Genomic DNA, 24,020 nt, shown 5'->3' with positions numbered 1-24,020 from the left:
TCATCTGTTCGCCGCGATCCTGGAATTCGGTGAATGCGTGGCGTGTCGGTGGCTCGCGACTCAGGGGGTTGCGGATCCCAGGCAAACCTTGTCGTAGCGACCTCCCCCTACGGGCGTTCCGATGTCGCTGCTGAAGCCACCTGCAGGCATGGTGCGAACTGCTGTGTAGCCGCTGCCGCTGTTCTTCTGCCAGACCTTTGCCGTGACGGGGGAATTGCTCACGTACGACCTGATGCTGCCGAAAGGACAGTTTTCCAGGGGGTGAAGCAGGCGTTGGTACTGGCGCTGGTGATGCGGTCCCCGCTGAACCCGGTGCCGTCATATACGCACAGCCGGGCGGTCGGGCAGTCCCCTGCGGCTGAGGCGGGCGTTGCCGGCATGATCATTCCGCTTCCCGCGACGGCGAGAGCGGAAAGAACAGTTGCGGATTTCTTCTTCCAGGTCATGTGGGACCGCTCGTGATGTGGGAGCGAGTGATTCTGGTCAGCTCTATGAACTCTGGCCTGAATCTCTGGCTGACCTCAATGAACTTCCTGGGGCTGTGTGGTGCGTTCGTCCCGGCGGCGATATTTCCCTTGGGTGTGAGGCTTCTGCATCCCTCACTTTGTTGCATTGCAGGAGAAGTAGGGGTGGAACAAGCCAGGCATGATGAGAATCAGCCTGCTTCTTCGGTTTGAAGGTTGCCGACGGAGAATGTGCTTCTGTGGGAGCCGTCTTTCCGTCCGCAGGGATCGGGCGATGGGCGCGTCACCCCACCCGGCGGCTCCGCCTCGGTTTGACCCCCGTCACCCCGCCCCGTAACCTTGACCCTCGGTGTGTTTCCGTACGCACCTACCCCTGAGCACATCCCTCCCGGTAATGGTCGGTGTTCGCGCCGTCCGCCAGGAGAGGCCGCTCATCCTTCCGGATCGACGCGGGCCCCGGCCCGTGCGAGCGGCTGGCATCAGGGGATCCGTTCCGAGCGAGAGAGAGATCCGCGTGTACGCCATCGTGCGCAGCGGTGGTCGCCAGCACAAGGTTGCTGTCGGCGACATCGTTGAGGTTGACAAGATTTCCACTGCCAAGGTTGGCGACACGGTCGAGCTCTCGACCCTGCTCGTTGTCGACGGCGACGCCGTGACCAGCGACCCGTGGGTGCTGGCCGGGATCAAGGTCCAGGCCGAGATCGTGGACCACCACAAGGGCGCGAAGATCGACATCCTTCGCTACAAGAACAAGACCGGCTACCGCCGTCGCCAGGGTCACCGCCAGCAGTACACGGCGATCAAGGTCACCGGTATCCCCGCGGCTGCGAAGTAAGGGACTGAGAACACATGGCACACAAGAAGGGCGCATCGTCCACTCGGAACGGGCGCGATTCCAATGCTCAGCGGCTCGGCGTGAAGCGCTTCGGCGGTCAGGCCGTCAACGCCGGTGAGATCCTGGTCCGCCAGCGCGGCACCCACTTCCACCCCGGCGCGGGCGTCGGCCGTGGCGGCGACGACACGCTGTTCGCGCTGACCGCCGGTGCGGTGGAGTTCGGCACGCACCGTGGCCGCAAGGTCGTGAACATCGTTCCGCTCGCCGTCTGAGTTCTCTCGACGCGCGCAGAACGACACACAGCACCTTCCGAGGGCGGATCTCAGCTTTCCCGGCAAACGGGGAAGCGGGTCCGCCCTCGGCGTGTTACGACAGAGACAATTCCGTATTTTCCTGCTGTACCTGGAGGCACCAACCATGACCACCTTCGTGGACCGCGTCGAGCTGCATGCCGCCGCGGGTAACGGAGGCCACGGCTGCGCCTCCGTACACCGTGAGAAGTTCAAGCCGCTGGGCGGCCCCGACGGGGGCAACGGCGGACGCGGCGGCGATGTGATCCTCGTCGTCGAGCAGTCCGTGACCACGCTGCTGGACTACCACCACAGCCCCCACCGCAAGGCCACCAACGGCCAGCCCGGCGCCGGCGACAACCGTTCCGGCAAGGACGGCCAGGACCTCGTCCTGCCCGTGCCCGACGGCACCGTGGTTCTCGACAAGGCCGGGAACGTGCTCGCCGACCTCGTCGGCCAGGGCACCACCTTCGTCGCCGGTCAGGGCGGCCGCGGCGGCCTCGGCAACGCGGCGCTGGCCTCCGCCCGCCGCAAGGCCCCCGGCTTCGCGCTGCTCGGTGAGCCCGGGGAGAGCCGGGATATCGTCCTGGAGCTCAAGACCGTCGCCGACGTGGCCCTCGTCGGCTACCCGAGCGCGGGCAAGTCCTCGCTGATCTCGGTGCTCTCCGCGGCCAAGCCGAAGATCGCGGACTACCCCTTCACCACCCTCGTACCGAACCTCGGTGTCGTCACCGCGGGCTCGACCGTCTACACCATCGCCGACGTCCCCGGGCTCATCCCCGGCGCCAGCCAGGGCAAGGGCCTCGGCCTGGAGTTCCTGCGCCACGTCGAGCGCTGCTCGGTGCTCGTGCACGTCCTGGACACCGCGACCCTGGAGTCCGACCGCGACCCCGTCTCCGACCTCGACATGATCGAGGAGGAGCTGCGGCTGTACGGCGGCCTGGAGAACCGGCCCCGCATCGTCGCCCTCAACAAGGTCGACATCCCCGACGGCCAGGACCTCGCCGACATGATCCGCCCCGACCTGGAGGCCCGCGGCTACCGCGTCTTCGAGGTCTCCGCCATCGCGCACAAGGGCCTCAACGAGCTCAGCTACGCGCTCGCCGGGATCATCGCCGAGGCGCGTGCCGCCAAGCCGAAGGAGGAGGCGACCCGCATCGTCATCCGGCCCAAGGCCGTCGACGACACCGGCTTCACGGTCACCGCGGAGGACCAGGACCTCTACCGGGTGCGCGGTGAGAAGCCCGAGCGCTGGGTGCGGCAGACCGACTTCAACAACGACGAGGCCGTCGGCTACCTCGCGGACCGGCTCAACCGCCTCGGGGTCGAGGAGGCCCTGATGAAGGCGGGCGCCCGGGCGGGCGACGGCGTCGCCATCGGCCCCGAGGAGAACGCGGTCGTCTTCGACTGGGAGCCGACGGTGATGGCCGGTGCCGAGATGCTGGGCCGCCGCGGCGAGGACCACCGGCTGGAGGCCCCGCGCCCGGCGGCGCAGCGCCGCCGGGACCGGGAGGCCGAGCGCGACGACGCGCAGAAGGAATACGACGAGTTCGACCCCTTCTAAGCCCGTAGGCCCGCGCGCCGGAGGGCCTTCCGGAGGGCCTTGAGGGCCCACCCGGGGAAGACCTTCCGGGCTTGCTGGCCGGAGGGCCTTCCCGGCCCTCCGGCCGGAGGGCGTTCCGGGCCCGCCCGCCGAAGAGCCCTCTGCCGTAAAGCATCCCGGTTCCCCGGCCCCCGGTTCCCCAGCCCCCGGCTCCCCGGCTCCCGGACCCGCCCCCGTCGGCAGCACCACCCCACGGTGTCGTTGCGGAGGCGACCCGTCCTTGCGGAGGCGGGCCGTCCGGTAGCCTCGGGCCCGGGTGCCGGACGGTTCCCGCCGGTCACGCCGGGTGTACGTGCTGCAGATGTGCGGATTACGCAACAAGTCTGTGGATTCGGTCACCCCGCGTGCCGACCCGGCGGCGCCCAACATCCCTGGCCAGATGGTGAACTGCGGGTTTCCGCAGGCCGAGCGGCGGACGACGTCCACCTTGCGAGACGGTCACGGAGAGTGCGAACATCACACTGTTCCCCCGTCATAGCAAGGTAGGTCGTCTGTGTCTGTGCCGCACGAAGCCAAGCCCCGGACCACAGCGGTCGTGCTCGCCGGTGGTACCGGACAGCGCGTGGGCCTGTCGATCCCCAAGCAGCTGCTGAAGATCGCCGGCAAGGCCGTCATCGAGCACACGCTGACGATCTTCGAGAACGCCGAGGACATCGACGACGTCATCGTGCTGATGGCGCCCGGATTCGTGTCCGACGTCGAGAAGATCGTCGCCAAGGCCGGACTGTCCAAGGTCACCCGGATCATCGAGGGCGGCACGACTCGCAACGAGACCACCGAGCGCGCCATCGCGGCCCTCGGCGAGGGCCTCGTCGAGGGCGAGGACCGCAACGTCCTCTTCCATGACGCGGTTCGCCCCCTGCTGTCACAGCGTGTGATCAAGGACTGCGTCGACGCGCTGGAGCGCTACCAGGCCGTCGACGTCGCCATCCCGTCCGCGGACACGATCATCGTGACCCGTACGCACGGTGAGGACGGCGAGTTCATCACCGACGTGCCCGACCGCTCCCGGCTGCGCCGCGGCCAGACGCCGCAGGCCTTCAAGCTCTCGACCATCCGCAAGGCGTACGAGGTTGCGGCGGGGGACCCCAACTTCCAGGCCACCGATGACTGCTCGGTGGTCCTCAAATACCTTCCCGACGTGCCGATCTACGTGGTCGCGGGCGACGAGTACAACATGAAGGTGACCCAGCCGGTCGACGTCTTCATCACGGACAAGCTCTTCCAGCTGGCCTCCACCGCCGCCCCGCGCCAGGCCGACGAGGCCGCCTACCGGGAGCTCCTCACCGGCAAGACCCTCGTCGTCTTCGGCGGCTCGTACGGCATCGGCGCCGACATCGCGGCCCTGGCCGAGAGCTACGGCGCGAAGGTCTACGCCCTGGGCCGTTCCACCACCGGTACGCACGTGGAGAACCCGGAGCACGTGGACGACGCGCTCTCCAAGGCGTACGGCGAGACCGGACGTATCGACTACGTCATCAACACCGCGGGCGTGCTGCGGATCGGCAGGCTGGCCGAGACCGACAACACGACGATCCAGGAGGCGCTGAACGTCAACTACCTGGCGCCCGTCCAGATCGCCCGCGCCTCGTACAAGTATCTGGCCGAGACCCAGGGCCAGTTGCTGCTCTACACCTCCAGCAGCTACACCCGCGGCCGCGCCGAGTACAGCCTGTACTCCTCGACCAAGGCCGCCATGGTCAACCTCACCCAGGCGCTCGCCGACGAGTGGGCGGGCGAGGGCATCCGGGTCAACTGCGTGAACCCGGAGCGCACCGCGACCCCCATGCGCACCAAGGCGTTCGGCCAGGAGCCCGAGGGGTCGCTGCTCTCCTCGGAGGCCGTGGCGCGCACCTCGCTGGACGTCCTGCTCTCCGCGCTGACCGGTCACGTCATCGACGTACGGCAGCAGGACCCGACCGCGGGTGCCTCCGAGTCCTCCGGGTTCGAGCAGGCGCTGGCCTCGGTGCTGGACCGTCAGGAAGATGTGTAATAATTCTTGACAAAAGTGCTTATTCGGGCCTCTGTTATCGCTAAGAGCGAGCACAGGGGCCCGAATACGTGAAGCCGCACCTTCACATTTCCCCCAATAGGTGAATTAACCGGCACCCCCTGGAGCAGGTTCTTCGTGATCTCGACAGCCATTCGCCTGGCCCGTGTGGGCAGCAGGTCGGAACTGGCGGCAGCGTTGTTGATGGGGCTGGGATATCCCTGCGTCATGATCGCCGCGCTCGTTCCCCACATCTGGTTCTTCGCGGCGGCCGCCGCTGTCACGTATGTCGCGGACTGGTATCTGCACCAGCGGGGGAGCTATCTGATCAACCGGCTCAGCAAGGTGCGGGCCGGGCTGCCGATCCGCTTCCTGCTGCGCCAGCTGATGCTCATCCTGCTGCTGGCCCGGCTGGACCTCGCGGAGGAGCCGCTCTTCTACACGGCGGCCGCCTGCTTCCTGCTCTTCTACGGCCTCCAGGCACCGCACGGCGCCCTGGTGACCCTGATCCGGATCCGCCGCACCATGCCGGTCGTCACCCGCAACGTGGACCTGCACGCCGTCCGCATCCCCGACGCCCCGCCGGGCGTGCTGCTGCGGCGCTCGGCCGAGAAGATGCTGCACCTGGACATCCCGGCGGTGGCCGGCATCCTGATCGCCGCCGAGACCGGCGTGGACGCCATCGGCTACGCGGGCGCCGCCCTCACGCTGCTGCTCGCCCTGCTCTCCATCGGGGTGCTCCTCCCGTACGTGCGCCGCAGCCGTCTGGCGCCCCCGGCCTCCGCCGTGCTCAAGGCCGTCGACAACTGGCTGCGCGAGTACCAGCCGACGGTGGTGCTCTACTTCTCCGGCTCCAACGAGTCGGCCTACCAGGGCAACATGTGGCTGGAGACCATGGCCCGGGTCGACGGACGGCCGCTGATCATCATGCGCGAGCGCGGCCTCGTTCCGCAGCTGGCCGAGACGTCCGTCCCGGTCATCTGCGTGCCCGCGGGCACCCACCTGATGAACCTGGACCTCTCCACCGTCCGGGTCTGTCTGTATCCGGCCAACGTCGGCAAGAACATCCACAGCCTGCGCGTCCCGACCATGAAGCACGTCTTCATCGGCCACGGCGACAGCGACAAGCTCGCCAGCGTCAACCCGTACTCCAAGGTCTACGACGAGGTGTGGACCGCGGGCCGGGCCGGGCGGGACCGCTACGCGCTGGCCGACGTGGGCGTCCGCGACGAGGACATCGTCGAGGTCGGGCGTCCGCAGCTGGAGCCCATCAAGAGCTGGACGGGCACCGTCAAGAACCCCATCCCGACCGTGCTGTACGCGCCCACCTGGGAGGGCTGGGACGACAACCCGGGCAACACCTCGCTGCTGCTGGCGGGCGAGAACATCGTGCGGCGGCTGCTGAACGCCTCCGACCCGGTCCGGATCATCTACAAGCCGCACCCCTTCACCGGCATCCGCAGCGCCAAGGCCAAGGCCGTCAACGCCCGGATCCGGGCGATGCTGGACAAGGCGGCCGCCGAGCGCGCCGCCGAGCCCCGCTGGGCGAAGGAGGCCGCGTCGGCCGCCGCCGAGCAGAGCGCGGCCAAGGCCGAGCTGGCCCGGATCGAGGCACGGCTCGCGGAGCTGGCGGCCACCGGCCGCTCCGGCGGCGACGAGGCGGAGGAGTCGCGGGTCTCGCTCGCCGACCCCGCCCGCGAGGCGGAGACCGCGCGGCTGCGGGCCGAGTGGAACGACGCCTACTGGCGCTCCTTCGGCTGGTGGGAGCACCGTACGGTGACGGGGCCGCAGCCCAGGCTGTACGACTGTTTCAACGAGTCCGACGCCATGGTTTCGGACATTTCCAGCGTGGTCTCCGACTTCATCGCGAGCGGCAAGCCGTACGCGGTCACCGACTCCGCCGCCCTCGGCCCCGAGGAGTTCAAGCGGCAGAACACCGCCGTACGGGCCGCGGTCATCCTGTCCAACAGTGCCGAGGAGCTCGACGAGCTGCTGGCCGCGGTGGCCGACCCGGCGGCGGACACGCATGCCCAGGCCCGCCGTGAGCTGAAGACCTACCTCCTGGGGCCGGACGAGCCGACGTCCATGGAGCAGTTCAACGCTGCCGTACGGGCTCTGGCCGCCAAGGCCGAGGCCCGTAACCAGGGCGTCGCCCAGCGGGTCGGTGGGCAGGCCGTGGCGGTCCCGGACGCGGAGGCCGCGACCAGCGGCGCCGGCGCCGAGGACCCGCAGGCGGCCGCCGAGGCCGACGCCGCCGCGGACCCGGACGCTCCGGCCGTGCCCGGCGCCGAGGCGGAGGTCCAGGCGGAGGCCGCCGTCACCGAGGGGACCTCGTCCGTGCGCTGACCGGCGCACATCCGGCTGGCCGACGTACAGCTGATCGAAATGGCCGAAAATCAGGCAACCCTGATGGCGACCCGTACGTCTCCCCCTCGGGAGGGACGTACGGGTCGTTCGGCATGTCGATGCACAAAGGGTGCAGAGTCGGGCAATCTGCCCTCTTTCGTGATCCAATCGACAGGTGCACATGGCCGACATGCCCAGGAAGAACCACGAGCCCGATGTCAGTGTGATCATCGGCGCTTATGACGCCATGCCCTACCTGGTCCGTTGCCTGGAGTCCGTCGAGGCGCAGACCATCGGCGCGGACCGCATGGAGATCGTCGCGATCGACGACGGTTCCACCGACGGCACCGGCGAGTATCTGGAGAAGTTCGCCGCCCGGACCGCCGTTCCCATGAGGGTCGTCCGGCAGGAGAATTCCGGCGGACCCAGCGGCCCGCGCAATCGCGGACTCGGTCTCGCCCGCGGCCGGTACGTCTTCTTTCTCGACGCCGACGACTATTTCGGCGAGGAAGCCCTGGAGCGCATGGTAGCCATGGGGGACCGGGCGGGCACGGACGTGGTGCTCGGAAAGATCGTCGGCGTCAATCGCGGTGCCGCGAAGTCGATGTGGAAAGAGACCGTCGAACGCGCCGACCTGTATTCCTCCAACATCAAATTCACCCTCAGCGCACAGAAACTGTTCCGGCGCGACCTTCTCGTACGCCTCGGCATGAGCTTCGACGAGAAGCTGAAGACCGGCGAGGACGCCCTGTTCACCATGGAGGCGTACCTGCGCGGCAGCGGAATCTCCGTCGTCGCCGACTACACCTGCTACTACCTGGTGGGCCGCGAGGACCGCAACCAGATGACCAAGAAGGGCAGCTACACGCGCCGCTTCGACTCGGCCCGCGCCCTCATGGGGCTCATCGCCGAGCACGTCCCCCCGGGGCCCCGGCGCGACTTCCTGATGGTGCGCCCCTTCGTCATCACGCTGCTGCCGCAGTTCGGCCCCGGACTGGTGAAGCAGAAGGCCGAGGTCCGCGAGCGGAAGGCGGCGCTCGCCGCCCCCCTGATGAAGGCCTACTGGACCCCGGAGGTCGGCCGCAACCTCAAGGTCAACGAACGGCTGCGGCTGATGTGCCTCGCCGAGGGGCGGCTCGACCTGCTCCTGGACATCGCGGCCTTCCTGCGCGACAAGAAGGAGCCCGCAGTCGTCCGCCGGGGCGACCGCCTCATGCTGGCCTACCCGCACTTCGGCGAGAGCTCCGCGCTCCCCGACCGGGCCTTCGAGGTGACCGTCACCGAGTGGATCGGCGGCCGGCGGATCGAGGTGCCGAGGGCGAAACCCCGGGCCTCCTTCGCCCGGCGCCTGGTCCGCAAGGCCCGCCGTACGGTGCTCAGCGCCCTGCGTACCCCCAAGGCCCACCGGGTCTGACAGCCCAGGCCGGGAAGCCCGGCAGCCGCACACACCCGCCCCGGACAGCGACCGGGGCGGGTCGTTCCCGTGGGCGGTGTCGCGTCATACTGTTGGGCAACCGTGAGACCGTTGGAGAGGTCTCATTAACGCCCCGTCCTCCTGGGGTTCACCATCTGCACGTCCCCCCGGAAAGGCCCTCACCCGTGGCGTCCCTCGAAGCGATTCCCGACGAGCTCAGCCGGCTCATGAAGTACTTCCCGGAGACTCCGGTCGAGGAGCGCCCCGCCTTCCACAGCGCGGCCAAGGACTTCCTGGACCGGGCCGCCCCCAAGCTCGTCCGCAAGTTCTCCCCGATGGCCCGGGTCAAGTGGCACCTGGCGGCCAGCGGACGCGGCGACGAGCTGGTGGACCTGCTGCACTACGAGCGCGAGAACCCGGGAGCCTTCTCCGTCCGTGGCCTGCGGCGCGCCCGCATCGAGCTGCCCGGCGTCGAGAGCTCCTCCCTCCCCTCCTCGGTGCGCAACTTCAACCGCAGCGAGCTGCCCGTACGCGGCAAGCTCCTCGACCTCGCCTGGGAGGACGGCAAGCTCCTCGTCAAGGGCTACGCCTACATCCCCAACGTTCCCTCGGCCACCGGCAAGCGCTCGCTGCGCGTCGCCGTGCTCCGCCGCCAGGGCAGCCGCTCCACCCTCCCGCTGCGGCTGCGCACGGTCCTGGAACCCCTCGCCACCGCCGAGGCCAAGGGCGCCCTGCACAACTACGACTGGTCCGGCTTCGAGATCGGCATCGACCCGTCCCGGCTCCGCGTACGCGGCCAGTGGCAGCCCGGCACCTGGCGGCTCGGCATCGGCATCCCGCGCCCCGGCGGCATGTCGGTGGGCAGCATCACCAAGAACAACGCGGGCGCGGCCGGACACAGCTGCACCCGCGTCCTGGACGACGGCGTCCGCCTCGTCGCCGGCTTCGACCGCAACCGGCTCAAGCTCTCCGTGGACGTCGTCCCCGCCGAGATCATCGCCCAGGAAGCCGACGGCGACACCCTCACCGTCACCCTGCGCTCCCGCGCCACCACCCCCGCGGGCAAGCACCCCACCGCCCTGCGCATCGACCACGAGCCCAGCGGCTTCGCCACCGACCTCCCCCTCCAGCAGGGCGAGACCGGCCCCGACGGCTGGCTCCGCCACACCGCCCGCCTCGACTTCGCCGACCTGCCCGTCGACGACGTACAGCCCGGCAAGGCCGTCAAGTACCGCGCACTGATCGTCTTCGCCGATGGCACCACCCGCCGCGCCACCAACGGCACCGGGCCCGTCACCGGCGTCCACCCGCTGCCCGGCGGACGCGAGTTCGCGATCCTCACCGACGGCGCCGGGAACTTCACCCCGCAGGTCCGCACGGTCCAGCCGGTCGTCGACAGCGCCGAGTGGAGCGCCGACGGCGAACTGGTGCTGTCCGGCGCCTACACCGGCCCGGCCGAGCAGATGAAGATGGTCCTGCGCCACACCGGCCGCAACGAGGACCGCCCGCTGCCCGTCGAGTTCGCCGACGGCCGCTTCACCGCCCGCCTGCGCCCGGACACCATGCCCACCTACGAGGGCACCGTGCCGCTGCGCGCCGGGCGCTGGATGCCCCGGCTGCGCCTGCGCACCGAGTGGGACCACACCCGCGACCTCCCCGTCACCATCCGCCCCGACCTCGTCGGCACACTCCCGCTGGTCCACCGCGGCGAGCACCGCACGTACACCGTCGAGCGGGTCGACTTCGACCGGATCTTCGTGGAGTCGGGCCCGGTCCTCGACCCGGAGCTGCGCGGCGCCTACCGCCAGCGCCTCATGCGTGACGTCTACACCCCCGAGCAGCGCGAGCTGCCGCTGCGCGAGGCCGTGCTCTACAACAGCTTCGGCGGCAAGCAGTTCTCCGACTCGCCCCGCGCGGTCTACGAGGAGCTCAAGCGGCGCGGCACCGAGGTCGAGCACATCGCGATGGTCCACGACCAGCAGGTCGTGCTGCCGCCCGGCGTCCGGGGCGTCGAGTGGGGCAGCAAGGAGTGGTACGAGGCACTGGCCCGCAGCCGGTACGTCGTGACCAACGGCGGCATCCGCGAGTGGTTCGTCCGCCGCGAGGGCCAGGTCGTCGTCCAGACCTGGCACGGCACCCCGCTCAAGCGCATCGGCGCCGACCTCCTCGGCACCCCCAAGGCGAACCTGGCCTACATCGCGAGCCTCCCGCAGCGCTCGCGCCAGTACAGCCTGTTCATCACGCCGAACGCCTTCACCACCCCGATCATGACCAACTCCTTCCGCCTCCAGTGCGAGGTCCTGGAGGCGGGCTACCCGCGCAACGACGTCTTCCACGCCCCCGACCGCGTCAAGCGCGCCGCGGCCGTACGCGAGAAGCTCGGCATCCCCGCGGGCAAGAAGGTCGTGCTGTACGCCCCCACCTGGCGCGACGACCAGCGCTACGGCGGCCGCCGGTTCAAGCTGGACAACCAGATCGACGTCGAGGCCGCCCAGCGCGAGCTCGGCGAGGACCACGTGCTGCTCTACCGCAAGCACCACAAGGTCCTCGACTCCATCCCCGGCGCCGGCCAGGGCTTCGTCTACGACGTCACGTACTACCCGGACATCGCCGACCTCTACCTGATCGCCGACGTGCTGATCACGGACTACTCCTCGGTGCTGTTCGACTTCGCCCACTCCGGCCGGCCGATGCTCTTCTTCACGTACGACCTGGAGCACTACCGCGACACCCTGCGCGGCTTCTACTTCGACTTCACCTCCCGCGCCCCCGGCCCGCTGATCAAGACCTCCGAGGACCTGGTCGCCGCGATCCGGAACATCGACGCGGTGAGCGAGGAGTACAAGGAGAAGTACGCCCAGTTCCGGGTCGACTTCTGCGAACCGTCCGACGGCCGCGCCGCCGCCCGGGTCGTGGACCGGATGCTCGCGATCAAGGACGAGCAGCAGGGCTGAGCACACCGGTACGCCGAACCGCTCGCCCGGACTGTCCACCGGACGGAAAGGGCGGGCGGCGGGGGCGGCCGCTCGCGTACTGTGACGTGCCGGGGGCGGTCGCGACGGCAGTGGGTGCGGCTCCACGTCCCCCACCGAACCACCGGGGCGAAGCAGAGCGAGGAAGCACGTGTCAGAGCACAGGCCGTCGGAGCACAGGCCGTCGGAGCGCGGGCCGTCGGAGCGCCGCACCGGAGTGACCGGCGCCCGGCGGATCGTCGTCAAGGTCGGCTCCTCCTCGCTCACCACGGCCTCCGGCGGCCTCGACGCCGACCGGGTCGACGCCCTCGTCGACGTCCTGGCCAAGGTCAGGGACGGCGGCGAACGCGAGGTCGTCCTCGTCTCCAGCGGGGCCATCGCCGCCGGACTCGCCCCGCTCGGCCTGGTCCGCAGGCCCAAGGACCTGGCCCGCCAGCAGGCCGCCGCCAGCGTCGGCCAGGGTCTCCTGGTGGCCCGCTACACCGCCTCGTTCGCCCGTTACGGCGTCCGCGTCGGCCAGGTGCTCCTCACCGCCGACGACACCAGCCGCCGCGGCCACTACCGCAACGCCTACAGCACCCTGGACAAGCTCCTGGAGATGGGCGCCGTCCCCGTCGTCAACGAGAACGACACCGTCGCCACGGACGAGATCCGCTTCGGCGACAACGACCGGCTCGCCGCCCTCGTCGCCCATCTCGTCCACGCCGACCTCCTCGTCCTGCTCTCCGATGTCGACGGCCTCTACGACGGCCCGCCCGGCACCCCCGGCGCCTCCCGCATCGCCGAGGTCACCGGCCCCGACGACCTGACCGGCGTCACCATCGGCAGCGCCGGAAAGGCGGGCGTGGGCACCGGCGGCATGGTCACCAAGGTCGAGGCCGCCCGTATCGCCACCGCCGCCGGAGTCCCCGTCGTCCTCACCTCCGCCAGCCGGGCCGCCGACGCGCTCGCGGGCCGCGACACCGGCACGTACTTCCACCGGACCGGCCGCCGCTCCGCCGACCGCCTCCTGTGGCTGGCCCACGCCTCCACCCCGCAGGGCGCGCTCACCCTCGACGACGGCGCCGTACGGGCCGTGGTGGAGCGGCGCACCTCGCTGCTGCCCGCCGGAATCTCCGCCGTCGAGGGCGAGTTCAGCGCCGGCGACCCGGTGGAACTGCGCGATCTGCGCGGCGCCCCCGTCGCCCGCGGGCTCGTCAACTTCGACGCGAAGGAGATCCCCCAGCTGCTCGGCCGCTCCACCCGGGATCTGGCCCGTGAGCTGGGGCCCGCCTACGAGCGCGAGATCGTACACAGGGACGATCTGGTCATTCTCACGCCTCGCCTCACCCCCTGAAACGGCTGAAAGTCCCGCCCTCCAGCAGTGACCTTTACCAAAACGGCCCCACTCGCGGCTGTGGACTGGTCCACTTTGTAGCGGGGAAACAGGGGTATCGCACAGCAACACATCACAGGAGGCCGCCGGTGAGACGAGCGCGCCCGGGGGCGCCGCCCCGAGGCACGGCCAGCCGCGCCCTGACGAGTGTCGGAACGGGGGCGGATCTCGACCGGAATCCACTCCCGGCCGACACCGCCGCGCAGGAGCCGGTCACGACGGCGAAGGAGGAGTCCCCGCAGTCGAAGCTCTGGCACATCACCCTCAGCGTCTCGGGCACCGAGACTCCGCTGGGAGAGGTCAGACGCGGCCTGGAACAGCTCGCGCACGACCATCCCTTCCTGCTGACCAGCCGCTATGCCAACGACCACGCGGAGATCCGCTACTGGGAAGAGGCCCGCGATCTGCACGACGCGGCCGCGGTCGCCCTGCGGCTGTGGGGGGAGCACCGCTCCAGCGCCCAGCTCCCGCCCTGGGAGATCGTCGGCCTCGAAGTGATCGACCGCGAGACCTACCACCTGCGCATCGCCGAGGGCTACGGCCCGCCGCCCGCCGCTCCGGTGGGCGTGCACCCGTACTGACCCCCGGGGTGCTCCAGGGGGCGTCCGCCCCTCGGGTCGGCCGTCTCGCATCACGGGATACGTGGTGGATGCCCGCAGAGCGCGCATTACTCTGCGGGCATGACCACGCTCTCGCCCTACGACAACCTCTCCCCGGTCGCGCAGACCGCCTACCGGGCCCGCGCGGCCGCCGCCGACATCGCGCCACTGCCGCGTGCGGCCAAGGACGACGCCCTGCTGGCCATCGCCGACGCCCTCGAAGTGCGGACGAGCGAGATCGTCGAGGCCAACGCGAAGGACGTCGAACGCGCCCGCGAGGCCGGGACGAGCGAAGGCATCATCGACCGCCTCACCCTCACCCCGGAACGCATCCGCGCCATCGCCGCGGACGTCCGGGACGTTGCGGCCCTGCCCGACCCGGTCGGCGAAGTGGTGCGCGGCTCGACCCTGCCCAACGGCATCGACCTGCGCCAGGTGCGGGTCCCGCTCGGCGTGGTCGGCATCATCTACGAGGCCCGTCCCAACGTCACCGTCGACGCCGCCGCCCTCTGCCTGAAGTCCGGCAACGCGGTCCTGCTGCGCGGCTCCTCCTCCGCCTACGCCTCCAACACCGCCCTCGTCCGGGTCCTGCGCGACGCGGTGGGCGGCTCGGGCCTCCCCGCCGACGCGGTCCAGCTCGTCCCGGGCGAGAGCCGTGACTCCGTACGCGAACTGATGCGGGCCCGCGGTCTGGTCGACGTCCTCATCCCGCGCGGCGGCGCCTCGCTGATCCGCACGGTCGTCGAGGAGTCCACCGTCCCCGTCATCGAGACCGGAACCGGCAACTGCCACGTCTACGTCGACGCGCAGACGGACCTCGCCATGGCCGTCGACATCCTGATCAACTCCAAGGCGCAGCGCCCCAGCGTCTGCAACGCGGCCGAGACCCTGCTCGTCCACAAGGACATCGCCGACACCTTCCTGCCGCTCGCCCTGGACGCGCTGGCCGAGGCCGGGGTCACCGTCCACGGCGACGAGCACGTCCTCGCCCGGGCGGAGGGCACCAAGGCCACCGTGGTCGCGGCGACGACGGAGGACTGGGAGACCGAATACCTCTCCTACGACATCGCGGCGGCGGTCGTCGACTCCCTGGACGCGGCGGTCGCGCACATCCGCCTCTGGTCCTCCGGCCACACCGAGGCGATCGTCACGACCTCTCAGGCGGCCGCCCGCCGGTTCACCCGACTGGTCGATTCGACGACGGTCGCGGTGAACGCCTCCACGCGCTTCACGGACGGCGGGCAGTTCGGCTTCGGCGCAGAGATCGGCATCTCCACGCAGAAGCTGCACGCCCGGGGCCCGATGGGCCTGCCGGAGCTGACCTCGACCAAGTACATCGTCACCGGCGACGGCCACGTCCGCTAGGTCCTGTCGTCGGACCATGCCGGGCTCGCGGGCGCCCCTCCCGCTCCGACCGGAGAGGGCGCGGATGCTGAGCCCGGCCGCACGTTCCCCTCCCCCCGGCCGGGGGAGTTTGCGGGGTCCCTGCCGAAAAGGTCCCGACAGGGCTACGCTGAATCCGTGCCGGACGACGTGGGGGGCAAGCCGTTCCCGGACGGCTGGGAGCCTGACGACGACCGCGGGGGCGCGGACGAGGATTTCGCCACCGTGGTGTTCGACGAGGACTTCGTCCGGGCCGCGGCCGTCCACGAGCCCACCGCCGTGGAGCGCCTGCTCGCCGCCGCCGAGGCCCGCGCCGAGGCCGATGCGGCCCGCGCCCGCCGCAGCCGCCGCCCCGACGACGACGGCCGTTACGACGAGCACGGCCCTTACGGCCGCCCCCGCGGCTACCACGACCCGCAGGACCTCGACTACGACCCGGACCACGGCGACGGGCACGACGCCACCGCCCCGGGCCCCTACGGCCGCCACGGCGGCTCCCTGCGCCCCTACCGCAACTCCGCCCGCTGGCACCGCCCCGTCGCCTGGCTGCTGGCGCTGATGATGGGCATCGGCATGGTCGCCCTCGCCTTCAGCGCCGTCTACCGGGGCGCGTCGGCCAATCGCCAGGACCAGGTGCCGCCCCCCGTCACCAGCGGCGTCGACAAGCCCGGAGCCGCCCCCTCGGCCTCCGCCGGCCACTCCCGGCCAGCGGTCTCGGCCGAACCAGGCCTCCCCTGACCGCCCGGGAGCCGGGCCCTCGCGCCGGAGCGTTCCGGCAGCCGTTCGCCCGGCTGTCGTAACCCCCGTACGCCGGTATCGGCAGCTGTCCACTTCGTCCCTCCTTCCCCCGTGTGCCACGGCCCCGCTCCAGATCCTCGCCCGACCCTTCCGTCACCCGTTCGCCGGTGCCCGCACCGGCAGCTCCCCCCGCTCTCCGCGTTTACGCACGCGGCAATCGACCTACCCTCAAGATGTGACCCCTCGTTCCCAGGGGGGCTTCTCGCTGCCGGACACCGCTCGTCCGAAGCCGACCGTTGCGCACCGAACCGACCGGTGTGGAGATCGGGAGAGAAGTCATGACAGGCCGCTCAGAACCGCCGGACGGCCCGCCCGAGAACCCCGCGGGCGGCGAGGACGAATACCGCTCCCTCGTCTTCGACGAATCGTTCGTCCAGGCTGCCCGGATGCAGGAGTTCTCGGCCCAGGAGCGGATGGGCGAGCACGCCCGCGCGGTACGCGCCCTGCCCGAGCCACCGGCCGCCCTCCGCAGCGGAGGCGGCTCCCGGACCGCCATAGCGCTGATCGTCCTGATCGCCCTGGCCTTCGCCCTCGCCGTCTACATAGGCTTCCGCAGCCCCTACCCCCAGCCCCCCACCCGACGGGCTGAACCCCTGAGGACCACCGTCGTCCCCCTCGCCCCGCCGGGGACCGTCCCCGGCGGCTCCCCCGAGCGGCTGTACGAGTCCGGGCCGGTCGCCGGTCTCCCCACCGGCGCGGAAGGGATCAACTTCCCCGCCGTGCGACGTACGCAGAACTTCTCCGACAGCCAGATCACCGCCGCTCTCGCCACGGTCAAGGACTACCTGGTGGAGTCCTCGCTGAACCCCGACGTCCTCACCGGCGATGTCCGCAGGCCCGTCGAGCACCTCCTCGACCCCGACCAGCGGGCCCAGTTCGAACAGAGCCTGAGCACCCCGGCGGACGACGGGCGGCACGCCGCCACCGGCTGGCTGGTGCGCTTCGACCCGGCCCACGTGGAACTCGCGGACCCGCACGTCCGGGTCCAGGGCACGCTCCGCTACGAGGAGGAGGGAGCGGGCACCCTGGGGGTCGTCTCGGACCACACGTTCACCTACGCCGTGCGCCCGGCCGACGGACCCCACGGGAAGGGCGGCGCCTCCCTGTTCACCGTGCGGCGCGAGCTGCACTTCCGCTTCGACCGGGAGGACTTGCGGCTGCACCGGCTGGAGCTGCGCACCGCCTACGTCCAGGCCGGGCCGCACTCGTGCTCGGCCGATGCGGCAGGGAGGCTCCGCCCGCTTCTCGCCGGGGAGCGGGCGGACGACCGCGGGCCCGCCGCCACCGACCCGTACGCCACGGGCAGACCCACGGCGGCGCTGTGCGGGACCCTGGCGGCCGTCAGCTCCCCGACGGCCTCGGCGGCAGCCACGACGACCCCGACGGACTCGGCGGCCGGCCGGAGCTCCCCGAGCAGCCCCTCGCAGTAGTCAGGCCCTGGCCCTCAGGCCCTCAGTCCTCCGGGTCCTGAGGCCGGCCGGATGTGCCCTTCTCGCCCGTGGCGGAGCCCCCGGCCGGGCCCTGCGCCCCGCCCTTGGTGCCCCCGCCCGCGGCGCCGGTGAACTTGTCGCGCAGCTTGCCGCCCAGGTCCCCGGCGCCTCCGGCGATGTCGCCGACCAGCTTCATCAGCGGGTCCTTGCTGGTGCGCACCGTGTCGGCGTAGTGCGAGGCGGACTCCCGGAACGAGTCCGTCACCGAGGCGTCCTTGTCCTCCTCGCGGCGCGGGTAGTGGCCGTCCATGATCCGCTGGAAGTCGCGGCTCTCCGACCACTTCTTCAGCTCGGCGGCCCGTACCGCGGTGAACGGGTGCGTCCGGGGCAGCACATTGAGGATCTTGAGGACGGAGTCGCGCAGGTCTCCGGCCTTCTCGTACTCGTCGGCCTGGGCGAGGAAGGCGTCCACGTTCATCTCGTGGAGGTGATTGCCGCCGGCGATCTTCATCAGGCCGCGCATCGATGCCTTGGTGTCCTGGCCCACCAGGAGCCCGGCCCGGTCCGCGGACAGCTCCGACTTGCGGAACCACTCGCGCAGCGCCGTCACTATCGCCATGATCGCGACATTGCCCAGCGGGATCCAGGCGACCTTCACGGCCAGGTTGGTGAGGAAGAGCAGTATCGTCCGGTACACCGAGTGACCGGAGAGCGCGTGGCCCACCTCGTGGCCCACCACCGCCCGCATCTCCTCCTCGTCGAGCAGCTCGACCAGGCCGGTGGTGACCACGATGATCGGTTCGTCAAGACCGATACACATGGCGTTGGGCTGAGGGTCCTGCTTGACGTACATCGGCGGGACCTTCTCCAGGTCCAGGATGTAACAGGCGTCCCGCAGCATGTCGTTGAGGTGGGTGAACTGCGCTTCGCTCACCCGGACGGAGTCGGAGAGGAACAGCAGCCGCAGGCTGCGCTCCGGGAGCAGCCCGCTGAGCGCCTTGAACACGGTGTCGAACCCGGTCAGCTTGCGCAGGGCCACCAGGGCCGAGCGGTCGGCGGGGTGCTCGTAGGCCCGGGAGGAGATCCCGGCGAACCGCCTGCGCTGCCTGCTCGGCACGTTCTCGTGACTGTTGTCGGTCATGGATGGCCCCCTGTTCGTACGAGACGTTGCTCGTCCCCCGGACAAAAACCAGCCTATGCGCTGGCGCTACGGTGTGCGGGGGGCTGTGGATAACTTTGAGGAGCGCCCGAAATGCCGCACACCGCCGTACTGCTCGCCGCCGCGTCCGAGGAGCAGGGACCGGGCAGCACCCTGAGGATCGTGCTGCTCGCCGCGATCCTCGGAGCGGTGCTGCTGGCCTGGTTCCTGCTGCGCGGATACCGCAACGATGACAACAACGACTGAGTCGGCGTGAGCGTGCCCGGGGGCCCCGCATACGATGTGCCCGACGTCTTCCTTCCGATTCACGATCGATAGGTCCTGCCGAAGATGAGCCTCACGAGCACCGCACACCAGCTGGTCACCATCGCCTCCGGGGGCGGCGAGGGCGGCGGCAACCACGAAAGCCTCAACCCCTACCTCATCGGCGCCGGCGCCTTCCTCGCGCTGATGTTCCTGCTGTGGGTCACCACCCGCTTCAACCGCGACCGCTGAGCCAGAAACCGCTGAGTCAGAGGCGTACAGCTGTGCCAGTAGGCTCTGCACGCATGGGAGAGCAGGAAGTGCCTACCGGCCCCGGCAAGCGCCGGCTCGGCGTCATGGGCGGGACATTCGACCCGATCCATCATGGACACCTGGTGGCGGCCAGTGAAGTGGCCGCCCAGTTCCATCTGGACGAGGTCGTCTTCGTTCCGACCGGGCAGCCGTGGCAGAAGAGCCACAAGAAGGTCTCCCCGGCCGAGGACCGCTATCTGATGACGGTCATCGCCACCGCGTCCAACCCGCAGTTCTCCGTCAGCCGCAGTGACATCGACCGTGGCGGACCGACGTACACCATCGATACGCTGCGGGACCTGCGCGAGGTCCACGGCGACGCGGACCTCTTCTTCATCACCGGCGCCGACGCGCTCTCCCAGATCCTGACCTGGCGCGACGCGGAGGAGCTGTTCTCGCTCTCGCACTTCATCGGTGTGACCCGCCCGGGTCACGTGCTCACGGACGACGGGCTGCCCGAGGGCGGTGTCTCCCTCGTGGAGGTACCCGCGCTGGCGATTTCGTCCACGGACTGCCGTGAGAGGGTCGCGCAGGGGGAACCGGTCTGGTACCTGGTGCCGGACGGCGTGGTCCGCTACATCGACAAGCGCCAGCTGTACCGCGGCGAATGAGCCACGGAGAGGGGCACCGGTGAACGACCGACAGAACCCGTACGACCCGTATTACCAGGAGCCGCAGGTCATCGGCTACGACGCTTACGGGCAGCCGGTGTACCAGCAGCAGGCGCAGCAGCCGTACGACCAGCAGGGGCAGCAGTACGACCCCTACGCCGCGCACCAGGGCCAGGGCCAGGGGCAGGGGCACGCGCACCAGGCCCCCGAGGCGGGGTACGGCTACGACGCGTACGGCAACCCCCAGCAGCAGCCGCAGCCCCCGCACGACCCCTACGCAGGCCAGTACCAGGGCCAGCCTCCGGGGCAGACGTACCAGGGCCAGACTCAGCAGGGCCAGGGCGCCGACCAGGGTTACGGGTACGGCTCCTACACCGACTACGGCTACGCCACCGGGCAGCAGCCCGCCGCGGTCGACACCGGTCAGCACTGGAGCGTCCCGCAGCAGGGTTCCGCCCCCGCGCCGGAACAGGCCCCGCAGGCGCACACGGCGGAAGCCGCGGAAGCCGAAGCGGAAGCCGACGCGGCCGTTCCGGGGCAGCGCAAGCCCGCCCCCGACTACCGAACCGAGCAGTTCTCGTTCATCGAGGAACCCGACGAGGACTCCGAAGACGTCATCGACTGGCTGAAGTTCACCGAGAGCCGCAGCGAGCGGCGCGAGGAAGCGCGCCGCAAGGGCCGCAACCGGATGGTCGCCCTGATCGTCGTCGCCGTTCTCGTGGTCGTCGGCGGAGTCGGATACCTCTGGTCCGCCGACATGATCCCCGGCCTCTCCGGTCCGGACGACAAGAAGGCCGTCGCCGCCGGAGCCCAGCAGCGCGACATGATCGTGGTGCACCTGCACGACACCAAGAAGGGCGCCACCTCCACGGCGCTCCTTGTCGACAACACCACCACCAAGCAGGGCACCACCGTTCTGCTGCCCAACTCCCTCGCCGTCGCGGGCGATGACGGGACCACCACCACGCTCGGCAAGTCCGTCGACGACGACGGCAGGACCGGCACCCGGGAGGCGATCGACACCCTCCTGGGCACCCGGATCACCGGCACCTGGCGGCTGGACACCCCCTACCTGGAGAACCTCGTCGAGCTGGTCGGCAACATCGAGGTCGACACCGACACCGAGGTGCCCGACACCAAGAAGGGCGCCTCGCCCCTGGTGAACAAGGGCGAGGCGCAGACGCTCAGCGGCCCGATGGCCGTCGCGTACGCCACGTACCGCGCACCGGGCGAGCCCGAGGCCAAGCAGCTGATGCGGTTCGGCGAGGTCATGCGGGCCACGCTGCGCAAGATCTCCGAGGATCCCAAGGCCGCGACCATCACCATCGAGACGCTGCTCCAGGTGCTCGACCCGTCGCTGCCCGAGAAGGACCTCGGGGCCTCGCTCGCCAAGCTCGCCGCGCATGCCAAGGTCGGCGACTACAAGACGGCCCTCCTGCCGGTCCAGGAGGACGGCACGCTCACCGAGGAGGCCACCCGCAGCGTCGTCAAGGACATCCTCGGCGGTGCGGTGAAGGCCCCCGAAGAGGGTGCGCCCCTCCGGGTCGCCGTGCGCAACGCCACGGGTGACGACAAGGCCGCAGAGGCGGCCCGGGTCCAGCTGGTCAACGGCGGCTACGCCTTCGTGGACAGCGGCAAGGACGAGGCCGAGTCCTCTTCCGTCGTGTTCTACCGGTCCGCCGAGGACAAGGAGAAGGCCGTCGAGGTGGCCAAGACCCTGGGGCTGTCCGACGACGACGTGAAGAAGGGCGAGCCGGCCGCGAACGCCGATGTGTCCGCCGTCCTCGGCCAGGACTACAAGATCAAGTAGCCGCTACGGGTTCACCGGCCGACGTTCCTCCGAGGCCTCGGACGTCGGCCGGTGAGACGCAGCCAAGCTCCGGGTGAAACGCAGTGAAGCTCTGTCGGCGGTCCGTGAGACCCTAGAGGTTGCATCCGACCGCCGACGAAAGCCTGCATGTGACCGCCACGGACCGCTCCATCGAGCTCATCAACGCCGCCGCTCAGGCGGCCGCCGACCGGCTCGCGCACGACATCATCGCCTACGACGTCAGCGATGTGCTGTCGATCACCGACGCCTTCCTGCTGGCCTCGGCCCCCAACGACCGCCAGGTCAAGTCGATCGTCGACGAGATCGAGGAGCGGCTTCAGAAGGAGCTCGGCGCCAAGCCGGTGCGCCGCGAGGGCGACCGCGACGCCCGCTGGATCCTCCTCGACTACGTCGACATCGTCATCCACGTCCAGCACAGCGAGGAGCGCGTTTTCTACGCGCTGGAGCGCCTGTGGAAGGACTGCCCGGAGATCGCCCTCCCCGAGGACGCGATCAAAACCCGTGGTAAGGCCGAGGAGCACGCGCAGCTCAACGGCGGCACGGAAGGTGACCAGAGCTGAACGGCAGCAGCAGCGGCAGAGGCCGCAGGATCGTCCTCTGGCGGCACGGCCAGACGGCATGGAACCTGGAGCGTCGCTTCCAGGGCTCCACGGACATCGAGCTCACCGAGGCCGGCCTCGGGCAGGCCCGCCGGGCCGCCCGGCTGCTCGCCTCGCTGAGGCCGGACGCCATCGTGGCGTCCGACCTCCGGCGGGCGGCGGCCACGGCCGCCGAGCTGGCCGCCGTCAGCGGCCTGACCGTCGCTCATGACGCGGCTCTTCGCGAGACGTACGCAGGCGCCTGGCAGGGGCTGACGCACCACGAGATCGTCGAGCGCTACGGGGAGCAGTACGCCGCGTGGAAGCGCGGCGAGCCCGTGCGCCGGGGCGGCGGCGAGCTGGAGACCGAGGTCGCCGACCGGGCCGCTCCGGTCGTCCTGGAGCACGCCGAGAAGCTCCCCGCCAACGGCACGCTCGTCGTGGTCAGCCACGGCGGCACGATCAGGACGACGATCGGCCGCCTGCTGGGCCTGGAGTCGCATCACTGGGAAGGGCTCGGCGGGCTGTCCAACTGCTGCTGGTCCGTTCTCGGTGAGGGAGCGCGTGGCTGGCGGCTGCTGGAGCACAACGCCGGAACGCTGCCCGAGCCGGTGCTCGGCGACGACGACTAGGACCTGTCGTTCGGATCGGGCCGCGGACCGGGTGCCGTTCCCGGCCGTCCACGGGCGGCACCGGGCCGGATTTCACTTTCCGGCAGGTCACAGGCTAAAGTTCTTCTTGTTCGCAGCGCGGAAACGCAGGGAAACACAGCGAACAGCGGGGCTATAGCTCAGTTGGTAGAGCGCCTGCATGGCATGCAGGAGGTCAGGAGTTCAATTCTCCTTAGCTCCACAATCAGGATCCCGTCCCCACCAGGGGGCGGGATCTTCTGCGTGGAGGACGCCCGGCGGGCTGACCCTCTTGCGGGGTCATGGCAGAATCGGAACGCCGGAGGGGGCGACGGACCGATCGGGAGGGAGCGCGATGCCTGCGACTCGCGAACACGTCCCCGACCTGCCGCTTGTCGCCGCTCTGCGCTCCGGCTCTCCAACGTCCGAAGATCGATCCCGGCTCGGCTGTCCGTCCTGCGGTTCGTCCCATGTCGCCCAGGTTCTGGGTGACAACGGAGGGGTCTCCTACGTGTGCACGGCCTGCGGCCACAGCTGGAGCTGACTGATGGGTGCACACAGGCGTAAGTGCGACTGGTGCGACAGCGGTACGCCCATTGTCAGGGACATGGACCCGGTCAACGCGGAGTACCAGTACTGGTGCGAGGAATGCGCGCGGGCGCTGATCATAAAAGGCGACCCCATCGAGACCTATCGGGAGCTGGAGGGGGAGCCGATCTACGGGCGGCTCCTGGAGGAGCACTGCACCCTCAAGCGCTTCTACTCGTTCGCGACTGCCTGACCGTGACCGCCCGCCTGCCTGACCGGGACTGCCTGAGCGCCTGACCGCGACCGTCTGACCTGCGGTCGGTCGATCACTCACCTGGGATGAATCGGTCATTTCGGTACGGACCGGAAACGATTTGGTGAAGCACCGGGGGGAGCGTGTAATGTTCTCGATGTCGCCAAGGGAAACCGGGCGGCAAACAGCAAGGGGCTATAGCTCAGTTGGTAGAGCGCCTGCATGGCATGCAGGAGGTCAGGAGTTCAATTCTCCTTAGCTCCACAGTGAAGTAGCGGGGGGGGGGGGGGGGGGGGGGGGGGGGGGTTTTTTTTTTTTTTTTTTTTCTCCCCCTCTTTTCTCTTTCCTTTTCTCCCCCCCCCTCTCCCCCCCCCCCT

General features: G+C 70.0%; 22 protein-coding genes and 2 tRNA genes. 22 read left to right on the top strand and 2 right to left on the bottom strand.

What is annotated here, in order from left to right:
• Positions 1–218: 218 nt before the first annotated feature.
• The gene (locus tag ACZ5WC_RS24350; RefSeq protein WP_468542883.1) at positions 219–380 is read right to left on the bottom strand and encodes a peptidase inhibitor family I36 protein; all 162 of its coding nucleotides are present in this window, start codon (positions 378–380) and stop codon (positions 219–221) included.
• Positions 381–978: 598 nt separating this feature from the next.
• Here ACZ5WC_RS24350 and rplU point away from each other — a divergent pair.
• The 12 genes from rplU (at position 979) to ACZ5WC_RS24290 (ending at position 17,499) form a co-directional block, all read left to right on the top strand.
• A complete protein-coding gene (gene rplU, locus ACZ5WC_RS24345; protein ID WP_008738952.1) occupies positions 979–1,299 on the top strand; it encodes a 50S ribosomal protein L21 in 321 nt (106 codons plus the stop codon).
• A gap of 14 nt (positions 1,300–1,313) precedes the next feature.
• A complete protein-coding gene (gene rpmA / locus ACZ5WC_RS24340; protein ID WP_006124388.1) occupies positions 1,314–1,571 on the top strand; it encodes a 50S ribosomal protein L27 in 258 nt (85 codons plus the stop codon).
• A gap of 145 nt (positions 1,572–1,716) precedes the next feature.
• Positions 1,717–3,153 (top strand): GTPase ObgE, encoded by a 1,437-nt coding sequence (gene obgE / locus ACZ5WC_RS24335; protein WP_096623383.1) that lies wholly within the window; start codon positions 1,717–1,719, stop codon positions 3,151–3,153.
• A gap of 532 nt (positions 3,154–3,685) precedes the next feature.
• Positions 3,686–5,185: an SDR family NAD(P)-dependent oxidoreductase gene (locus ACZ5WC_RS24330; RefSeq protein WP_468542780.1), complete on the top strand. Its 1,500-nt coding sequence runs from the start codon at positions 3,686–3,688 to the stop codon at positions 5,183–5,185.
• Between the two features lie 225 nt (positions 5,186–5,410).
• Positions 5,411–7,528 (top strand): hypothetical protein, encoded by a 2,118-nt coding sequence (locus ACZ5WC_RS24325; protein ID WP_468542779.1) that lies wholly within the window; start codon positions 5,411–5,413, stop codon positions 7,526–7,528.
• Positions 7,529–7,709: 181 nt separating this feature from the next.
• Positions 7,710–8,942 carry a glycosyltransferase family 2 protein gene (locus ACZ5WC_RS24320; protein ID WP_468542778.1) on the top strand — a complete coding sequence of 411 codons (1,233 nt, stop codon included), beginning with the start codon at positions 7,710–7,712 and terminating at the stop codon, positions 8,940–8,942.
• 185 nt (positions 8,943–9,127) lie between these two features.
• The gene (locus ACZ5WC_RS24315; protein ID WP_468542777.1) at positions 9,128–11,896 is read left to right on the top strand and encodes a CDP-glycerol glycerophosphotransferase family protein; all 2,769 of its coding nucleotides are present in this window, start codon (positions 9,128–9,130) and stop codon (positions 11,894–11,896) included.
• 235 nt (positions 11,897–12,131) lie between these two features.
• A complete protein-coding gene (gene proB / locus ACZ5WC_RS24310) occupies positions 12,132–13,250 on the top strand; it encodes a glutamate 5-kinase (RefSeq protein WP_468542882.1) in 1,119 nt (372 codons plus the stop codon).
• 128 nt (positions 13,251–13,378) lie between these two features.
• Positions 13,379–13,870, top strand: a complete 492-nt coding sequence (locus tag ACZ5WC_RS24305; protein WP_468542776.1) for a hypothetical protein — start codon at positions 13,379–13,381, stop codon at positions 13,868–13,870.
• 99 nt (positions 13,871–13,969) lie between these two features.
• Positions 13,970–15,253 (top strand): glutamate-5-semialdehyde dehydrogenase, encoded by a 1,284-nt coding sequence (locus ACZ5WC_RS24300; RefSeq protein WP_468542775.1) that lies wholly within the window; start codon positions 13,970–13,972, stop codon positions 15,251–15,253.
• Between the two features lie 156 nt (positions 15,254–15,409).
• Positions 15,410–16,009: an SCO2584 family spore wall biosynthesis protein gene (locus ACZ5WC_RS24295; protein ID WP_468542774.1), complete on the top strand. Its 600-nt coding sequence runs from the start codon at positions 15,410–15,412 to the stop codon at positions 16,007–16,009.
• Between the two features lie 338 nt (positions 16,010–16,347).
• On the top strand, positions 16,348–17,499 hold the full coding sequence (locus ACZ5WC_RS24290; protein ID WP_468542773.1) for an SCO2583 family membrane protein: 1,152 nt from the start codon (positions 16,348–16,350) through the stop codon (positions 17,497–17,499).
• Between the two features lie 22 nt (positions 17,500–17,521).
• Here the strand turns inward: ACZ5WC_RS24290 and ACZ5WC_RS24285 are convergent, their stop codons facing one another.
• On the bottom strand, positions 17,522–18,640 hold the full coding sequence (locus ACZ5WC_RS24285) for a M48 family metallopeptidase (protein ID WP_468542772.1): 1,119 nt from the start codon (positions 18,638–18,640) through the stop codon (positions 17,522–17,524).
• 111 nt (positions 18,641–18,751) lie between these two features.
• Between ACZ5WC_RS24285 and ACZ5WC_RS24280 the strand changes: the two genes are divergently transcribed.
• From ACZ5WC_RS24280 to ACZ5WC_RS24235, 10 genes are all read left to right on the top strand, one after another.
• On the top strand, positions 18,752–18,904 hold the full coding sequence (locus ACZ5WC_RS24280; protein ID WP_468542771.1) for a hypothetical protein: 153 nt from the start codon (positions 18,752–18,754) through the stop codon (positions 18,902–18,904).
• Between the two features lie 84 nt (positions 18,905–18,988).
• Positions 18,989–19,153 (top strand): hypothetical protein, encoded by a 165-nt coding sequence (locus tag ACZ5WC_RS24275; RefSeq protein ID WP_179499922.1) that lies wholly within the window; start codon positions 18,989–18,991, stop codon positions 19,151–19,153.
• Between the two features lie 53 nt (positions 19,154–19,206).
• Positions 19,207–19,824: a nicotinate-nucleotide adenylyltransferase gene (gene nadD, locus ACZ5WC_RS24270; protein WP_047176562.1), complete on the top strand. Its 618-nt coding sequence runs from the start codon at positions 19,207–19,209 to the stop codon at positions 19,822–19,824.
• A gap of 19 nt (positions 19,825–19,843) precedes the next feature.
• Positions 19,844–21,634, top strand: coding sequence for an LCP family protein (locus ACZ5WC_RS24265; RefSeq protein ID WP_468542770.1), 1,791 nt, complete (start codon positions 19,844–19,846; stop codon positions 21,632–21,634).
• Positions 21,635–21,783: 149 nt separating this feature from the next.
• A complete protein-coding gene (rsfS, locus tag ACZ5WC_RS24260; RefSeq protein WP_010062919.1) occupies positions 21,784–22,215 on the top strand; it encodes a ribosome silencing factor in 432 nt (143 codons plus the stop codon).
• Positions 22,212–22,865: a histidine phosphatase family protein gene (locus tag ACZ5WC_RS24255; RefSeq protein WP_468542881.1), complete on the top strand. Its 654-nt coding sequence runs from the start codon at positions 22,212–22,214 to the stop codon at positions 22,863–22,865. The genes rsfS and ACZ5WC_RS24255 overlap by 4 nt, the downstream gene beginning before the upstream one ends.
• 147 nt (positions 22,866–23,012) lie before the next feature.
• Positions 23,013–23,085, top strand: a tRNA-Ala gene (locus tag ACZ5WC_RS24250).
• 132 nt (positions 23,086–23,217) lie between these two features.
• Entirely contained in the window at positions 23,218–23,406 is a 189-nt protein-coding gene (locus ACZ5WC_RS24245; protein WP_096623357.1) for a hypothetical protein, read from the top strand.
• A gap of 3 nt (positions 23,407–23,409) precedes the next feature.
• Positions 23,410–23,643 (top strand): hypothetical protein, encoded by a 234-nt coding sequence (locus tag ACZ5WC_RS24240; RefSeq protein ID WP_096623355.1) that lies wholly within the window; start codon positions 23,410–23,412, stop codon positions 23,641–23,643.
• A 191-nt stretch (positions 23,644–23,834) separates the two neighbouring features.
• Positions 23,835–23,907, top strand: a tRNA-Ala gene (locus tag ACZ5WC_RS24235).
• The last annotated feature ends 113 nt before the right edge of the window (positions 23,908–24,020 follow it).

The organism is Streptomyces sp. NPDC033165 (assembly GCF_055577965.1).
The sequence above is the reverse complement of the archived record's forward strand: the minus strand, read 5'-3'. Positions and strand labels throughout refer to the sequence as shown.

Excerpts from the sequence above, each read along its gene's own strand:
- ACZ5WC_RS24350 (WP_468542883.1), bottom strand. The coding sequence starts at position 380 with ATGCCGGCAACGCCCGCCTCAGCCGCAGGGGACTGCCCGACCGCCCGG.
- rpmA (WP_006124388.1), top strand. The coding sequence starts at position 1,314 with ATGGCACACAAGAAGGGCGCATCGTCCACTCGGAACGGGCGCGATTCC.
- obgE (WP_096623383.1), top strand. The coding sequence starts at position 1,717 with ATGACCACCTTCGTGGACCGCGTCGAGCTGCATGCCGCCGCGGGTAAC.
- ACZ5WC_RS24325 (WP_468542779.1), top strand. The coding sequence starts at position 5,411 with ATGATCGCCGCGCTCGTTCCCCACATCTGGTTCTTCGCGGCGGCCGCC.
- ACZ5WC_RS24320 (WP_468542778.1), top strand. The coding sequence starts at position 7,710 with ATGGCCGACATGCCCAGGAAGAACCACGAGCCCGATGTCAGTGTGATC.
- ACZ5WC_RS24300 (WP_468542775.1), top strand. The coding sequence starts at position 13,970 with ATGACCACGCTCTCGCCCTACGACAACCTCTCCCCGGTCGCGCAGACC.
- ACZ5WC_RS24290 (WP_468542773.1), top strand. The coding sequence starts at position 16,348 with ATGACAGGCCGCTCAGAACCGCCGGACGGCCCGCCCGAGAACCCCGCG.
- ACZ5WC_RS24285 (WP_468542772.1), bottom strand. The coding sequence starts at position 18,640 with ATGACCGACAACAGTCACGAGAACGTGCCGAGCAGGCAGCGCAGGCGG.
- ACZ5WC_RS24280 (WP_468542771.1), top strand. The coding sequence starts at position 18,752 with ATGCCGCACACCGCCGTACTGCTCGCCGCCGCGTCCGAGGAGCAGGGA.
- ACZ5WC_RS24275 (WP_179499922.1), top strand. The coding sequence starts at position 18,989 with ATGAGCCTCACGAGCACCGCACACCAGCTGGTCACCATCGCCTCCGGG.
- nadD (WP_047176562.1), top strand. The coding sequence starts at position 19,207 with ATGGGAGAGCAGGAAGTGCCTACCGGCCCCGGCAAGCGCCGGCTCGGC.
- ACZ5WC_RS24245 (WP_096623357.1), top strand. The coding sequence starts at position 23,218 with ATGCCTGCGACTCGCGAACACGTCCCCGACCTGCCGCTTGTCGCCGCT.
- ACZ5WC_RS24240 (WP_096623355.1), top strand. The coding sequence starts at position 23,410 with ATGGGTGCACACAGGCGTAAGTGCGACTGGTGCGACAGCGGTACGCCC.